This is a genomic window from Peribacillus sp. Bi96 (assembly GCF_918698115.1).
Lineage (GTDB): Bacteria > Bacillota > Bacilli > Bacillales > DSM-1321 > Peribacillus.
Genome location: NZ_CAKKLV010000008.1, coordinates 1 through 14,671 on the forward strand (window position 1 = coordinate 1; position 14,671 = coordinate 14,671).

17 protein-coding genes are annotated in these 14,671 nt (G+C 39.4%); 9 read left to right on the forward strand and 8 right to left on the reverse strand.

Going from position 1 to position 14,671, the window contains the following annotated elements; all coding sequences use genetic code 11:
• A partial coding sequence (locus LQ203_RS11795; RefSeq protein WP_230156708.1) for an IS3 family transposase occupies nt 1-92 on the forward strand: 92 nt, incomplete at its 5' end.
• 60 nt (nt 93-152) lie between these two features.
• Here LQ203_RS11795 and LQ203_RS11800 read toward each other — a convergent pair.
• Nucleotides 153-731: a GNAT family N-acetyltransferase gene (locus LQ203_RS11800; RefSeq protein WP_230158303.1), complete on the reverse strand. Its 579-nt coding sequence runs from the start codon at nt 729-731 to the stop codon at nt 153-155.
• 104 nt (nt 732-835) lie between these two features.
• Here LQ203_RS11800 and LQ203_RS11805 point away from each other — a divergent pair, with 104 nt between their 5' ends.
• Nucleotides 836-2,242, forward strand: a complete 1,407-nt coding sequence (locus tag LQ203_RS11805) for a PLP-dependent aminotransferase family protein (RefSeq protein ID WP_230158305.1) — start codon at nt 836-838, stop codon at nt 2,240-2,242.
• A gap of 56 nt (nt 2,243-2,298) precedes the next feature.
• On the opposite strand, the gene LQ203_RS11810 is transcribed toward LQ203_RS11805, so the two are convergent.
• The gene (locus LQ203_RS11810; protein WP_230158307.1) at nt 2,299-2,718 is read right to left on the reverse strand and encodes a MarR family winged helix-turn-helix transcriptional regulator; all 420 of its coding nucleotides are present in this window, start codon (nt 2,716-2,718) and stop codon (nt 2,299-2,301) included.
• Between the two features lie 219 nt (nt 2,719-2,937).
• Here LQ203_RS11810 and LQ203_RS11815 point away from each other — a divergent pair, with 219 nt between their 5' ends.
• The gene (locus tag LQ203_RS11815; RefSeq protein WP_230158309.1) at nt 2,938-3,117 is read left to right on the forward strand and encodes a hypothetical protein; all 180 of its coding nucleotides are present in this window, start codon (nt 2,938-2,940) and stop codon (nt 3,115-3,117) included.
• Nucleotides 3,118-3,180: 63 nt separating this feature from the next.
• Here LQ203_RS11815 and LQ203_RS11820 read toward each other — a convergent pair whose 3' ends face one another.
• Nucleotides 3,181-3,384: a hypothetical protein gene (locus tag LQ203_RS11820; RefSeq protein WP_230158311.1), complete on the reverse strand. Its 204-nt coding sequence runs from the start codon at nt 3,382-3,384 to the stop codon at nt 3,181-3,183.
• Nucleotides 3,385-3,511: 127 nt separating this feature from the next.
• On the opposite strand from LQ203_RS11820, the gene ytvI reads away from it, so the two are divergent.
• Complete coding sequence (ytvI, locus tag LQ203_RS11825; protein WP_230158313.1) at nt 3,512-4,555, forward strand: sporulation integral membrane protein YtvI; 1,044 nt, start codon at nt 3,512-3,514, stop codon at nt 4,553-4,555.
• 340 nt (nt 4,556-4,895) lie between these two features.
• On the opposite strand, the gene LQ203_RS11830 is transcribed toward ytvI, so the two are convergent.
• Nucleotides 4,896-6,248, reverse strand: coding sequence for a hemolysin family protein (locus LQ203_RS11830; protein ID WP_230158321.1), 1,353 nt, complete (start codon nt 6,246-6,248; stop codon nt 4,896-4,898).
• Between the two features lie 599 nt (nt 6,249-6,847).
• Between LQ203_RS11830 and LQ203_RS11835 the strand changes: the two genes are divergently transcribed.
• The 4 genes from LQ203_RS11835 to LQ203_RS11850 all read left to right on the forward strand — a co-directional run bounded on the left by LQ203_RS11835 (nt 6,848) and on the right by LQ203_RS11850 (nt 9,311).
• Nucleotides 6,848-7,429, forward strand: a complete 582-nt coding sequence (locus tag LQ203_RS11835; RefSeq protein WP_356714349.1) for a YitT family protein — start codon at nt 6,848-6,850, stop codon at nt 7,427-7,429.
• A gap of 94 nt (nt 7,430-7,523) precedes the next feature.
• Nucleotides 7,524-8,237 carry a FixH family protein gene (locus tag LQ203_RS11840; RefSeq protein ID WP_230158324.1) on the forward strand — a complete coding sequence of 238 codons (714 nt, stop codon included), beginning with the start codon at nt 7,524-7,526 and terminating at the stop codon, nt 8,235-8,237.
• A 117-nt stretch (nt 8,238-8,354) separates the two neighbouring features.
• Complete coding sequence (locus LQ203_RS11845; RefSeq protein WP_230158325.1) at nt 8,355-8,519, forward strand: Lmo0850 family protein; 165 nt, start codon at nt 8,355-8,357, stop codon at nt 8,517-8,519.
• A gap of 165 nt (nt 8,520-8,684) precedes the next feature.
• On the forward strand, nt 8,685-9,311 hold the full coding sequence (locus LQ203_RS11850; RefSeq protein ID WP_230158736.1) for a DedA family protein: 627 nt from the start codon (nt 8,685-8,687) through the stop codon (nt 9,309-9,311).
• A 56-nt stretch (nt 9,312-9,367) separates the two neighbouring features.
• Here LQ203_RS11850 and LQ203_RS11855 read toward each other — a convergent pair whose 3' ends face one another.
• The 3 genes from LQ203_RS11855 to LQ203_RS11865 all read right to left on the reverse strand — a co-directional run bounded on the left by LQ203_RS11855 (nt 9,368) and on the right by LQ203_RS11865 (nt 13,206).
• On the reverse strand, nt 9,368-10,699 hold the full coding sequence (locus LQ203_RS11855) for a hemolysin family protein (RefSeq protein WP_230158327.1): 1,332 nt from the start codon (nt 10,697-10,699) through the stop codon (nt 9,368-9,370).
• 273 nt (nt 10,700-10,972) lie between these two features.
• A complete protein-coding gene (locus LQ203_RS11860; protein WP_230158329.1) occupies nt 10,973-12,082 on the reverse strand; it encodes a histidine kinase N-terminal domain-containing protein in 1,110 nt (369 codons plus the stop codon).
• Nucleotides 12,083-12,318: 236 nt separating this feature from the next.
• Entirely contained in the window at nt 12,319-13,206 is an 888-nt protein-coding gene (locus tag LQ203_RS11865) for a cation diffusion facilitator family transporter (protein ID WP_230158331.1), read from the reverse strand.
• A gap of 282 nt (nt 13,207-13,488) precedes the next feature.
• On the opposite strand from LQ203_RS11865, the gene LQ203_RS11870 reads away from it, so the two are divergent.
• Nucleotides 13,489-13,629 (forward strand): hypothetical protein, encoded by a 141-nt coding sequence (locus LQ203_RS11870; protein WP_230158333.1) that lies wholly within the window; start codon nt 13,489-13,491, stop codon nt 13,627-13,629.
• A 394-nt stretch (nt 13,630-14,023) separates the two neighbouring features.
• On the opposite strand, the gene LQ203_RS11875 is transcribed toward LQ203_RS11870, so the two are convergent.
• A complete protein-coding gene (locus LQ203_RS11875; protein ID WP_230158737.1) occupies nt 14,024-14,548 on the reverse strand; it encodes a universal stress protein in 525 nt (174 codons plus the stop codon).
• Nucleotides 14,549-14,671: the final 123 nt, after the last annotated feature.

Below are 14,671 nucleotides of genomic sequence, written 5' to 3' on the forward strand. Positions count from 1 at the left end.
ATATCCATTACTACAATCATCAACGAATCAAGGTAAAATTAAAAGGCATGAGCCCGGTAGATTACCGGATTCATGCCCTCAAGGCTGCCTAATTAAATAAAGTGTCTAACTTTTTGGGTTCACTTCATAATCGGCACTCTTTTTCTCCATCTTCACCTATCCAAAAAAGCTTCCAATCTTTTTTTTACATCATTCCATTCGTTCTCGATTATGCTGAAAACCACTGTATTCCTTATCCTTCCATCTTTCAGCTTTTTCTCCATCCTTAAAATGCCTTCTTCATGGGCGCCGAGCCTGGTTATTGCTGCACGCGATCTTTTGTTCAATTCATCCGTCCTGAATTCAACCCGTTTCATATGCCACCTTTCAAAAGCGTGCTGCAATAGAAGGTACTTACATTCAGTGTTAACGGCTGTCCGCCATTTGTCGGGATGATACCAAGTTGCTCCGATTTCCAGGGATTGATTGTCAAACTGGATACTTCTTAGGCTCGTGCTCCCGATTACGGAAACATTTGTTTGATCGACAACGACAAATGGATGATGAAGTTCCTGTTCCCTTGCTCGAATGCCTTCCTTTACATAGGAAACGGCATCCTCATATGACAAAATCTTTGTGGCGCTCCATTCCCAGATTTCAGATGGCAGGGAAGCTGCATAAAGCGGTTCAATATGATGCTCCATCATTGGGGTGAGGATCACGTGTTTCCCGAATAGTTCAATATGCTCCATAGTCTCCTCCTCTTGATTGATATCTTCATTATAGAAACATTCTGATCCTGTAAAAAGGACCAAAGCTGATATAATTTATGGAACCAGTTTAAAAGGAGGGCCAAATGTTTGAAATCACGCTAACTTTAGATAAAAAGAATAGAGAAGCGTTATATCTCCAATTGTATAAATACTTTAAAGCGGAAATCCAGAATGGACAAATAAAAGCCGGAATGAAATTGCCTTCTAAACGAAAGCTAGCTGCTCATTTAGGGATAGGCCTGAATACTGTAGATACGGCATATCAGCAGTTGATGGCGGAAGGGTATGTGGAAAGTCAATTAAGGAAAGGTTTCTACGCAGCCGATTTAGAACCGATCTCACCTTTGAATGAACCGTTGCCTGTTAAAGCAGGGATGATAGGCCCACAAGATGAACGGAGTAAGATAGATTACAATCATGGCCGGGTGGACGTTGATTCTTTCCCGCATGCGGTATGGAAAAAATGCTTAAACAATACGTTGTATCTACAGGAAAGGGAAATGTTCATCAGCGGTGATCCTCAAGGGGAATGGGGACTCCGGGCTGAGATTTCTTCCTATCTTTTTCAATCTAGAGGAGTCCGCTGTGGTGCGGAACAGGTCATTATCGGGGCAGGTACACAGTATTTCATCCATTTACTGCGGTTACTTCTTGGAAATGAGCGGATTTTTGGGTTGGAGGATCCTGGCTTTCATCGAGTTAGGCAGGTACTGAGGTTGGAGGGAGCTGAAATGGCATTCATTCCATTAGATGAAAGCGGTATGAATGTTGACTCATTAAAAAATAGTGAGGCTGATGTTGCTTATGTCACCCCTTCTCATCAGTTTCCTTCCGGCATGATCATGCCGATAGCCAGAAGGGTGGAATTATTGAATTGGGCTGGGGAAAAAAAGGGTTATATTATTGAAGATGATTATGACGGTGAATTCCGTCATACAGGTAAACCGATTCCGTCCTTGCAGGGGTTGGACACAAATGGAAAGGTCATTTACCTAGGCACGTTTTCAAAGTCGTTCATTCCTACAATTAGGGTCGGCTATATGGTGTTACCCAAAGAGCTAGCTTGCCGCTATCAGGAGAACTTAATAGGATACAAACAGACCGTTTCCAGAATGATTCAGGAAACGCTCTGTCTTTTTATGAAAAATGGGCATTGGGAACGCCATCTGAATAAAATGCGTACGATTTATCGTAAAAAGAACAAGGTGTTGCTGAATGCAATTGAAGAGAACTTTCATGATCGTGTAGCCGTAATCGGTGAAAAGTCAGGATTACACGTTCTGTTAAAAGTAAAAAGCAGTAGCAGTGAATCAGAGCTTATTCAAAAGGCAGCCAGTGTTGGGGTTAAAGTCCATCCAACTTCAGTTTATCATTCAAAGAAGGTAAAAGAGCCGACTGTCTTGATAGGGTACGGTGGATTAACCGAAAAGGAAATCGAAGAAGGAATCCAACTTTTAAAAAAGGCATGGCCATATTTCGATGGAAACTAGGGTAGTGGCCAATGGAAGACCATGGCTCACACTAATTCAACAATCATATAAGACATTTAGTTTCTTATATTATTGAGGATTTTAAGGACCGTTTGGAAAAAAAAGTCCTGTTCTTCTTCTGTAATGCCTTCCAGGGCTTTTCCTTCGATCTTATCTGCTATCTTAAGGCATTTGGTATGTACTTCTTTGCCTCGGGGAGTCAGTTCGATTCGTTTTTCCTGTTCATCTTTTCCAGGGACCTGCTTAATCATATTATTCTGTTCCATGCTGTTGACCGAACGTGTGATGATAACACTATCTACGTCCAAGTAGCTGCATATATCGGGTATGGTGGAATATCCACAGTTTTTTAAATAATTCAAGATCGTCCACTGATTGTGGTAAATTTCAAGGGTTGTAATTTGTTCATTCATTTTGCTGACTAATGATCTGGATACTTGTAAATATTGATGAAATAATTGAGTAGGGTTCGTCATATGATTCTCCTTTATAATGGTCGACCAATCCATTATATTCTTTAATTCTTAAAAGTCTATTGTAAAGAATCATTCATTTCAGTCAATGTTTAATTTTGGAAGAGAAGGAGGTATGGGAAAGACGAGGGTGGAATATGAACGCGGGTAACCGAATCTTCTATATCATCAAATAACAATGCACCAGCATCCACTAACCTGAATGGATAACAAACAATCGATATGAAAAACAGATGCTCCGAAAAAAATCCAGTGGTGGCAACTGCGGAAATAAATCCTGATGGTATCATCAACTGCCCTCAACGAGAAACGAAAAGCTACCATTTGCATATGTGGGAAGCAAAAAAAGAGTTCAAATTGATCATCGAGTTAAAATCACTGGCACGAGTTGATCGAAAGTAATCATTTCAAGTTGATCTCGCTGAATAGAATCATGTTTAGAAAGCATCCTTATCATCTCAAGTTTTAGAACCTCTCGCTGGTGGAGCGTTGTTTCGTTTCCTTTTTATTTCGTTCTTCTTCTCGCTCATATTTAATTTCGTCAATTGGTAAATCTTCAATTGGCATGACTACTTGATCACGTTCCAGCTGTTTTTCTTGATTTTCTTTGAATGCCTTGGATTTATCATTACGCTCTTCAAGATACTTTTCTTTATCTTTATTATCCAATGTCAATCCCTCCATCTCTTTTTATCTCTTTTTCCCTTAATTGAGAAAATAAAACGTATAAGCGAAATATATGCGGCACCGTTTCATAAATATAAGGAGAACAAGAAGTGCAAGGAGGGTTTGTTCAGTGAATGGTGCTGTCTTTTTCCGCTGGTTTTGGAGGGGTATTTTCCTTTTAGTCCTATTTATCGTCATTCCCTATTCATGGGCGTTGATTTTAGCGTTACTCACTGCCATTCTTTTGGATGGATTAGTCCGCATAATTAGTGAAACGGCAAAGCTGCATCGTCTATGGGCAGTTTTGATTTCATTTGTTTTATATGTAGGCGGGGTTATGAGCATCACTTATTTTTCCCTATCGGTTTTAATCAAGAAAGTCATTGTCTATTCGGAGGAATTTCCTGGCGTCATTCGTGAAATGTATCTGACGGCGATATTGCCGGTCATAAGGCAATGGGAACAATATTCCCAAACGTTGCCGCCCAATCTCATACAGTCCATAGAACAAACGATGGAAAAGGGAGTCAAGGCTTTAGAAGGTTTCACAGAGGGCTTTGTTCAGGATATGGTCCAGCTCGTTACACTTATCCCAGGATTTTTCATTGATTTTTTAATTTATTTAATCGCTTTATTCCTAATTAGTCTGGAATTGCCTAAGTTAAGAAAAAAGGCAGTCCAGTATTTAAAGACATCCACCTATCAAAAGATATCGCTAGTTTATCAAGATTTAAGTATGGCAGCAGTGGGCTTCTTTAAGGCGCAAATCTTGTTAAGTTTAATTACGTTCATCATGGCTTATGGCGGACTAAGGTTGTTGGAGGTAAAATATACAATCCCATTGGCACTGTTAATAGTTGTTGTGGACATTCTTCCAATTTTGGGGACGGGATCTGTACTTGTTCCTTGGGCGGTTATTGTTTGGGCTCAAGGAAACCATCATCTTGGCATTGGTCTGATTATCCTGTTCCTGGTCATTACCATTATAAGAAGGACCATCGAACCAAAAATCTATTCAGCAAATATGGGATTGTCTCCATTGGCATCGTTGGTCAGTCTGTATTTAGGATTTAAAATGGTTGGTTTCCTTGGACTTTTCCTTGGACCTTCGATACTGATCGTTTATGAAACGTTAAAGAAGGCAGGTGTCATCAAATCAAACTTCAAAATATGAAAGATTATTAGAGGTTTTTTGCTTGGTTTCTTAGATTGGACATATCTCTTACTGCTTTACCTTGGCCGTTACAATGATGGCAGTTCCGGGAAAAGAATTGCAGATAACGAGTTTTCCCTTTCCCTTTGCAGTGCTGGCAGATGGTTATAAGTTTCATGATTCCACACTCCTTCATAAAGAATCGCTTTTCTAACAGTATGAAACAATAAAGGTTGAACTATACTACATGTTATCAATCAATCTAAATCGGTGTAATTTTATATGATATGTAGTTTTTTTATTTCATGTACCAACGGGGAAAAAACCCCCGCTCCTAATGTAAGGGGCGGGGGTTTTTTAATCATGAAACGATTTCGGTCTGTGAGATCATTGGAAATTCTTTTACTTCGCTTACGACTTTTGCTGGTTTATATATTTCAATATAACAAATATGGTGATCTTCCATTTCTTTTATCCTAAAGTTATAGGGACCATAAGTCAGGACATCACCTTGTTTGGCCTCGTAATTCTCTGTAAGGATCCAACCGCCCATCGTATCGATATCTTCATCGTTTATATCCAATCCAAGTAAATCATTCACTTCACTGACTAATACCTTAGCATCGATGATATAGTGATCTTCTTTTAATTTGCGGACATCCGGCACTTCATCCAGGTCGAACTCATCGCGGATATCGCCAACGATTTCTTCAAGGATATCTTCAACGGTCACCAAACCTGATGTACCGCCGTATTCATCCATGAGGATAGCCATGTGTATGCGTTCTTTCTGCATTTTTAAAAGTAAATCATGAATCGGGATACTATCAATGACACGTATGATGGGACGGACATATCTGCTGATCGTTGACGCCGTCTGATTGTTCTTGTCTATCATTTCAGTGAATAGCTCTTTGATATTGACCATACCGATAACATGGTCTTTATCACCATCGATGACAGGATAGCGGGTAAAGTTCTCCTCCGCCATAACGGTGAAAAATTGTTGAATCGTATCATCTTTGGATATGGTTGCAATTTCAGTACGCGGAACCATGATTTCTTTTGCAATCCGATCGTCGAATTCAAAAATTTTATTCACATATTTAAACTCTGATTGGTTAATTTCGCCACTTTTGTAGCTTTCTGAAACAATGATGCGAAGCTCTTCTTCTGTATGAGCCAGATCATGTTCGGAAACTGCTTTTAATCCTAGCATTTTTGTAAGCGACCTTGCAGAGCCATTAAGTACCCAGATGAAAGGATACATGACTTTGTTAAAGGCAATTAAAGGTTTCGAAACCAATAATGTTACTTGCTCCGCTTTTTGAATCGCCAATGTTTTCGGTGCCAATTCTCCAACAACGACATGTATGAACGTAATGAAAGAAAAGGCAATTGCAACTGAGAGTACATGTGAAGCCGACTCCGGAAGATTTAATTGATTTAAAAGTGGTCGCAAAATGTTTTCAACTGTCGGTTCCCCGAGGAATCCAAGACCTAAAGCAGTAATGGTAATTCCGAGCTGACAAGTTGAGAGGTATTCATCCAGGTTGGATATGACCTTCCTTGCTGAAAGAGCATTCGGCTTTCCTTCTTCAATTAATTGATCGACCCTCGTGCTTCTCACTTTAACAATCGCAAACTCCGTAGCTACAAAAAATGCTGTTAAAGCAATTAAAATGGCAATAAGAACCAAGTTTATTATGTCCAAATAGTCTCCCTTAACTCGCCTCTGAGACGAATAAGGAGTCCACCTCCTACATTTTTAAAATATACAAGTATATTTTTTTTTGCTTGCAAAATCTTTTCGGGATTCATTCAAATAAGCTGTTTACAAAGATGTTTGAACTCCCAATTTGTTAATAGCTGAAGAGAATAATAGTATATGCCGATTAGCGATGCGCAGACGGGAAAAAGAAGAATTTCTGTATGAAGGAGTACACCCATTTTTCAAAAGTATGCACATGTCCGTTACGCAAAGCAGCGTCCGTCCGTCAAAACGAACATTCTTTAATGTCCCATCAAATCACCTCAATTTAATAAATTTAAATACTTTCATTATAGAAAGAGTTAATGATTCAGTCAAACAGCTTACAGCTCCTTAAATCAGGTAAATAGCTTGTAAAGGATCAATTTGATCTAATAATTAGCGGTTTTTGACTGTTTTCTCTACTTTATTGTATCATGTGAAGGAATATTCAGAAAACTATTAGCTTGCTACATAAAAAATTGATTGTTTTCATTATTTTTTGGACTATATAAACATATTCTATAAAATCCGGACAGGTTTTTTATGAAGGTTAAAAGGGGGTGACAGCCATAAAAATTCTGGAAAGGATGGCGGCGATCATTGCCGGCAGCATGCTTGTTGGTGTGGGAATTAATTTTTTCCTGATACCTTATCATTTATTGGATGGGGGCATGATAGGGATTGGGCTGATTTTTCATTACTATATAGGACTTCCAACAGGGCTTGGTGTGATCTTAAGCAGCATTCCATTATATATATATGCTTGGTACTTTGAAAAAAAACTATTTCTGAACAGCTTGCATGGCTTGCTTTTTTCCTCCTTATGCATTGATATATTTTCCGACGCTGTCACAGGGTGGGATCTTCCCATTTTTGTTAGTGCGATAATGGGGGGAGGATTGATTGGACTTGGAATAGGCTTGATGCTTAGGTATGGAACCTCTACTGGCGGAACGGATATGCTCGCGCAGATCCTTTCCAGGAAGAGTGGGCTCAATGTGGGTTTGCTGATTTTTTTCATTGATGGATGCGTTCTGCTTGCCGGACTGAGTGTGGTGGGGACTTCGGTCTTTTTATATTCATTTTTAACGATCATCGCAGTAGCCATGCTGACTTCAGTCACCGTGATGCGAACTGCTTGATGTAATAGCATGTATAAAAATTTGAAAAAAGGGAAGGATGGGCAATATGAAAAGGACGGATTTTTAGTCTAATAAATAGTAAAGGGAAGTTTTTATGAAAAAATTCTATTTGTGTTCTGCGTTGTTATTCATGCTGGCTGGCTGTCAAGAGTCTGAAATGCCAGAGGATAAAGAAGTGAACAGTGCCGTTCCAGAATCCTTGGAAGCATCGATTGTCATTAAGGGAAAATTAAATCCTGGAAAAGAAGTCATTCTTGAAACGACAGTGAAACAAGGAAGCCAATTAGTGAACGAAGCTGATGAGGTACTGTTGGAAGTGAGAAAGTCCGGACAGGACAAACGGGAAATGCTAGAAGCAAAAAATACTGGAAGCGGCATGTATCAAGTGATGCATACTTTTGATGAACAAGGGAAGTATATTGTGGTTGCCCATGTAACGGCCAAAGGCCTTCATGTTATGCCGGAAAAAGAAGTTGTCATCCCAGATCATGAAAGTGAAGGTGCCTCGGCTCATCCGAGTACGGATTTATCAATTGAATTTCAAAGTAACCCTGTTAAGGCAGGAAACAGTTCGAGCTTTGAAGCAACCGTAGAATTGGATGGGAAGCCTCTGACAAATGCAGATGTGAATTTCGAAGTGTGGAAGGAAGGCAGCGAAGAAAGTCATTTCACCAAAGCAAAAGAAGATGGAAATGGCACATACCAAAATAAGGTATCGCTTGATGAATCGGGAACCTATAAGGTGCAGGTACATGTAGAAAAAGACGAAGTGCATGAACATCAACTGGAAACCATACAAGTAAATTGACAAGTGAACCTGTGCAACATGTTTTTTATAGCGGAATTGTGTAAGTAGGTTTTATCTTTACGTAAACTGGGAAGTAAAAGAATAACGATAACGCAGCAGCAGAAAGGGAGGGTAAGCATGAATAACCAAATAATCAACAAGTATAAGAATCTCGGGATTCATATTGAAAAAACGAAATCACGCCAGGAGATTTTCACTAATGTCTCCCAAAATGATTCATCCTTACTCACCATAGCTGCTTTTTCTCAATTCTCCCAAAAAAGGGAGCTAAAAGAATACTGACAAGAATGAGACCGGAGTACATACCAGCTGGTCTTTTTTTCTGTGCATTCGTAACAGGATATGAAGTGAAGAAGGATTTGAAAAATCGAATAGAACGTTATGAGCTGAAATAGGATAAAAGGACAAACATTTTGAAATTAGCGGTAAGGGGAGTCCGATTGCATGATATCACAGCTTATAATGACAATATTGAATTGGTTTGCAGGAATGGGGTATATGGGGATTTTATTGGGGCTGATGGTTGAAGTCATCCCTAGTGAGCTTGTTCTCGGATACGGTGGTTATTTGGTTGGCCTTGGGAAGATGAATTTTTGGGGAGCTGTCCTTGCAGGCGTAGCAGGAGGAACGATCGCACAATTATTTCTCTATTGGGCTGGTTATTATGGCGGACGGCCCTTCCTTTTGAAGTATGGAAAATATGTGTTCATTAAAGAAAATCATATCGTAATGGCTGAAGAATGGTTTCAACGTTATGGGGTAGGAGTGATTTTTACGGCTCGATTCATCCCCGTTGTTCGCCATGCCATTTCCATCCCAGCAGGTATAGCAAGGATGTCCGTATGGAAGTTTATCATTTATACGGTTGCCGCTGTGATACCTTGGACCATTGCGTTTCTAACCTTAGGACGGATCCTCGGAGAGAATTGGCAGCAAATCAAAGAAATTACTGCGCCATATCTAATTCCGGTGGCAGGTTTTTCGTTTGTCCTAATCATGCTTTATATCATATGGAAAAAAAAGAGTCCACCTCCAATCGTAACGGTCAAAAAAATGGGACGGTTTCCAGATTAATGAGAAGACAAAAAACAGCCTCGTAAAAGGACCTTTTACGAGGCTGTTTTTCATTATTATCCTTGGGAAAGGTCCTCTTCCAGAGGAAGCTGAATGACCTTTTTTGTTACCTCGATAGAACGAATGGCGTGATCTTCCATTTCAATCACTTTAAAGCAGAAGCCGTCTTTTTCCATGATGTCCCCAACACTTACATCATAATTTTCCGTAAGGACCCATCCACCTATAGTATCGACATCATCTTCTTCTAAGTGAATGCCAAGTAAATCATTGACTTCCTTTACAAGAAGTTTAGAGTCAAAAATATAGTGTCCATCCTTAACTTTCCTGATGGATGCGACTTCATCGACATCGAATTCATCACGAATTTCCCCAACGATCTCCTCCAGGATATCCTCAACGGTGACAAGGCCTGAAGTTCCGCCGTATTCATCCATCAAAATAGCCATATGAATGCGTTCCTTTTGCATTTTCAACAGCAAATCATGTATGGGTATATTCTCCATTACCCGAATGATCGGGCGAGTGTAGTTTTCAATCGCTTTAAAATGGATTTCCCGATTCTTAATAAGATCCGAGAAAATTTCCTTTAAGTTCACTAAGCCGATGACATGATCTTTATCACCTTCGACAACAGGATATCGAGTGTATTTCTCCAGTTTTGCCATGTCGACGAATTCCTGTACCGTTTCATCTTTAGATATGGTCATGATTTCTGTCCTTGGAACCATGATTTCTTTGGCAACACGGTCATCGAATTCAAAGATGTTGCTTACATATTTAAATTCCGATTGGTTAATCTCCCCGCTTTTATAGCTATCTGAGAGGATAAAGCGCAATTCTTCTTCCGTATGGGCAATTTCGCTTTCAGATGCAGGCTTGAAGCCAAATAATCCGACAACGAAACGAGAAGAGTGATTCAATATCCAGATGAAGGGAAAGGCAATCTTATGGAAAAAAATCAACGGGTTGGCTATAGCCAAGGCCACTTGCTCTGCTTTTTGGATGGCAACGGTCTTTGGAGCCAATTCACCTACAACCACATTCAGGAATGTTATCAGGGAAAATGAAATGACAAATGTAAGAATGCTTGTGAATTCCTGTGGGAAATGCAGGGCATTGAATAAAGGTCCCACCAATTTGAGGACGGTCGGTTGTCCTAGCCACCCCAATCCAAGGGCAGTTACGGTAATTCCAAGCTGTGTGGCGGATAGGTATTCATCAAGATTGGATGTAACCTTCTTGGCCGCAATGGCTTTTTTGTTTCCCTCTTCAATCAATTGATCGATCCTCGAGCTGCGAACCCTTATGATCGAAAATTCAGAAGCTACAAAAAAGGCAGTTAAAGCGATTAAAATAATGATAAATAGAAAACTTAATATGTCCAATTAGTGTGGGACTTAATTGAATCGCCTATTGTACCGAACGACTTAATTTTCCCAGTCACCTCCCAAAACCAATAATGAATGAAATGATGTTATCGTATTAAATGTTAGATGAAAAAATTATTTTGCAGGAAATATCATGATGGTTTTTATTTTCAATCTATAGGGTCATTCACCTCGATTAGTAGTGGAACCTAACTATTAGTATAAGTAAATAGACGTCAATCAGTCAAAAATTTCACACTGAATATCCAAGTAAATAAGGATATTTATCCATTATTTAGTTTTCAATTGAATCGAAAATGTCGTTAGGAAATCCGTTGAGTGACATGATAATGTTCCTTGATGTTTTAAAACGATTTCTTTACAGACGAATAGTCCCAATCCCGTTCCACTTTTTTTTGTGGTGATGAAAGGGTCAAATATATTCGGAAGGACCTCGTCGGGTATCTTCGGACCATTGTTGGAAATATTTAAGGTAAGGATGCCGGGCGGTGATTCAGAGCCAGATATATAGATGGACGGGGATGGCATCCCCCCAACTACATCAAGAGCATTTAAAATGATATTCAGTAAAACTTGGCGGAATTCTTCTTCAGAACCGGAAATTACCGCATCATCGGCAATATTACATGTAATGGAAGCATTTACTTCCAAAATGCTAGGATATAAAAACTCGATCACCTCGTTCACGAGTTTGGAAATGGAAAACAGATCCGGTGGTGATTCTGATGTTTCCTTTTTGGAAATATTAAGGAATTGTGTAATCCGGTAATTGAGCTGATCCAATTCCTTTGAAATGATATCAAGATATTTTATCTCGGGTTGCTCGGCCTGTAACAATTGAATGAATCCCATGATGGATGTAAGTGGATTACGGAATTCATGGACAAAACTTGAGGTCATTTGGCCTAGGAGCGTCAAACGGTCTTTATGGTTTGGGCTTATGAATTGATAGCGTTCTTCAAGTTCCTTCGTTTTCAATTCCGTATAATGGGATGATGCAAAATGAATGAGTTTATCGAAGTAAACGTTTATTTGCTTAATAAGATTAAATACTTCGTCTTTAGATGCCTCGGAATTCAAAACGTGATCAATGATGATGGATCTGCCGATGGTTGCAGTGGAAAAGAAATTTTCCATATTCAACTGCTTATGAACTCGATCAGACGCAATTTTTTCCCCTACGACCCTCAGTACATCTTCTATGCCAGTATCCGATTTTCCAAGCTGATCCATTAGCAGATTAAAAATATTTTCTACTTCTCCTTTGAAGTACCCCATATATTCATCCGGTAAATGCAGCAGCTCATCGTTCCATTTGGAAATGATACTGCTTTTTTGAGAAGATAAAAAGTGAATGGTCATTTCTCGATTAGATACCATTTTGCCCTCCATACTGTAGGAAAATGAATTTACTTATGATCCAGAAATATATTCATTTGAATAAAATTACAAAATATCAAAATAATTACATGATGCTTTTATGATAACAGATTAGTGTTCTTTACACATGTGTCAATTGGATAAATATTCGGCAATCAATCGATAAATCCCTTTTTTTGACACAGTTTTATTACACTTATTACAAGATTAAACATAATAAAAAGGTATCCGTAAAGTTAATGACGGTTACCTTTTGTATGAAATGCATATGGTTCAATGTGAACGATTACATGCTCGATATTATATTCCTTCAAAAGATTCTCCTCGATTTTAATCGTTATATCGTGACCTTGGATGACGGTCAAAAGCGGGTTAACATGAACGGTGGTTTCAAGCAGGATTTCACTCCCATGCATTCGTGCTTTAATTTCACTCATGTCTTTAACACCTTCTGTCAAGATAATGGTTTGTCCGATCTTTTGCAGAAGCTGTTCGTCAAAACCATCGGTTAAAGAGATGGAGGCGTCATGAAAAATGTCCCATGCAGTTTTGCAGATGATGATCCCAACAACTGCAGCAGCTATAGCATCTAACCAAGGGATTCCCAGCTTAGTACCGATAATTCCCATAAATGCACCAACACTGACAAGTGCATCGGAACGATTATCCTGTGCAACGGCGTTGATGGAAGCGCTGTTGATCTTTTTACTTAATGCGATGTTAAAACGATAGATTCCGTACATGAAGATTGCAGAGAAAAGAGCGACATAAGCGGTCAGCATATTGGGAACGGTTGTTGAATCTTGCGTGAAGAAGGATTCGATAGCACTGAATATTACCTGCAGGCCCACGGTTATCATGATGAAGGCAGCTACCAGCGAGGCTACGGTTTCCGCTCGCAAATGCCCATATGAATGATTATCATCAGGCGGTCTCTTTGAGATTTTCAAGCCAATCAATACGGCTACTGAAGCGATAATGTCGGTCGTATTATTTAAGCCATCCGCCCAAAGTCCTTTAGAATCGCCAAAATAACCAATAGACAATTTAAGGGCAGACAAGAATATGTAAGCGGCAATGCTTATGTAGGCGCCTTTTTCAGCTGAAATCGAATGTTTATCCATGTCTATTCCCTCCCAAGTGTAAAAAAGCTCAATAAGATACCAAAACAAACCTTAGTGAGTCTAAAGAAAAATTATCGTATTTAGCCATCTAACTTGATTATGATGGGTGTATTGAAGGCCTATAGAGAAGTTGATTAAAAGAGAAAATTTGGCAATAAGGTTCATTTATAGAAACTAGTAATATATTCTAACCGAGGATCGATTTTTAATACTTCCACAAGAGGAGCCAAAAAGTGAGCTTAGACCCCGTTAGTACGAGCACAGGGATGGGATGTGGTTTGGATGCGAGCATTACTGGACACAATATCGGGTGCCGCATTTTGTTTTGCGCTAATTGCGGAAGGGGAACTAATGGACACATTTTGGATTATTCCTTGGCCTTTTTATAGCGGTACAGCATCGATGAAGGTAAAGGTTCATTGATTATTATCTTGCCTTTTCGGTGGTGGGGCTATCCGAGTATTCATGAATATGTTTGGCAATGACTCTTAAAGAGGAAAAGCGTTTCAAAACAAAGCTGCATGGAATTGGCAAATTGGCAACATGTTTGTGGGGCGTTTTCTGAGGTTTCTTTGTCATGTCAACATATCTGGAATCGTGTCATTGGTTCTTCTGCTCCAACAGGCAGTCAGTAGCGCTTTATTCGTTCATTGTTAATGGGACTTTAATGCCGATCAGTTTAATTATTCGCGGTGTTGATATATACCGCTGTTTCAATGGAAGTAAAAAAAGCGTAAGAAAGACCGAATTCATAAAGGAATCCAGTCTTTTTCGAAGGATGATCATATAGAACATAAAGGTTGAACTGGCTCCATTTTCATTTTGCAATGAATACTGAGCAGTGGGCGTTTTTGGCAATGGAACTACTTGTACTGCCAAGAAAGAATTTTTCCAACCCGCTTTTAGCGCTATTACCAACAACGATGATGTCAGCCGCGTTTCTTTGAGCATAGTCACATATGCTATCAGGCGCATGACCTTCCAATATTTCGAATTTCCCCTTTACTTGACATTCACTTAGCAGTCTCAACGTATTGCTTTCTGCATTTTGAACACTATTCTCGACGGCGGAAAGGTGATCATTTACTTTTTGATGTTCTGGTTGTTCAACTTCTACGACAGGGTGTGTTTGGACGGGGGCTACATAAAATCCTGCGGAAGGTACGAATCCCGGAGCCGATGCGTTTCCAATGATATGCTGTTCCACCTTATTATTCAGGACATGAACTACGGTCAGCTCAGCACCAGGAAAGGCCTTTTTCAATGTTGCTCCGTATTCAACGGCACGCTTACTCTCTTCGTTTCCATCAAAAGCGACGACAATATGTTTTAAGTCCTTCATCAATATCATCTCTCCCCATTTTATAATGTCTTTAAATGTGTTATACCCACTTTTAAATGGCTTAACGCCTGTTTATCTGGAAAAGGCGAATTTAGCTATTGTCTTTTATACATTCGAGGAGTT

What these genes read in the sequence shown, in the direction of transcription:
- LQ203_RS11870 (WP_230158333.1), top strand. Translation starts at nt 13,489, where the DNA reads ATGCGAGCATTACTGGACACAATATCGGGTGCCGCATTTTGTTTTGCG.
- LQ203_RS11800 (WP_230158303.1), bottom strand. Translation starts at nt 731, where the DNA reads ATGGAGCATATTGAACTATTCGGGAAACACGTGATCCTCACCCCAATG.
- LQ203_RS11810 (WP_230158307.1), bottom strand. Translation starts at nt 2,718, where the DNA reads ATGACGAACCCTACTCAATTATTTCATCAATATTTACAAGTATCCAGA.
- LQ203_RS11805 (WP_230158305.1), top strand. Translation starts at nt 836, where the DNA reads ATGTTTGAAATCACGCTAACTTTAGATAAAAAGAATAGAGAAGCGTTA.
- LQ203_RS11845 (WP_230158325.1), top strand. Translation starts at nt 8,355, where the DNA reads ATGAATAACCAAATAATCAACAAGTATAAGAATCTCGGGATTCATATT.
- LQ203_RS11860 (WP_230158329.1), bottom strand. Translation starts at nt 12,082, where the DNA reads ATGGTATCTAATCGAGAAATGACCATTCACTTTTTATCTTCTCAAAAA.
- LQ203_RS11840 (WP_230158324.1), top strand. Translation starts at nt 7,524, where the DNA reads ATGAAAAAATTCTATTTGTGTTCTGCGTTGTTATTCATGCTGGCTGGC.
- LQ203_RS11875 (WP_230158737.1), bottom strand. Translation starts at nt 14,548, where the DNA reads ATGAAGGACTTAAAACATATTGTCGTCGCTTTTGATGGAAACGAAGAG.
- LQ203_RS11815 (WP_230158309.1), top strand. Translation starts at nt 2,938, where the DNA reads ATGAAAAACAGATGCTCCGAAAAAAATCCAGTGGTGGCAACTGCGGAA.
- LQ203_RS11865 (WP_230158331.1), bottom strand. Translation starts at nt 13,206, where the DNA reads ATGGATAAACATTCGATTTCAGCTGAAAAAGGCGCCTACATAAGCATT.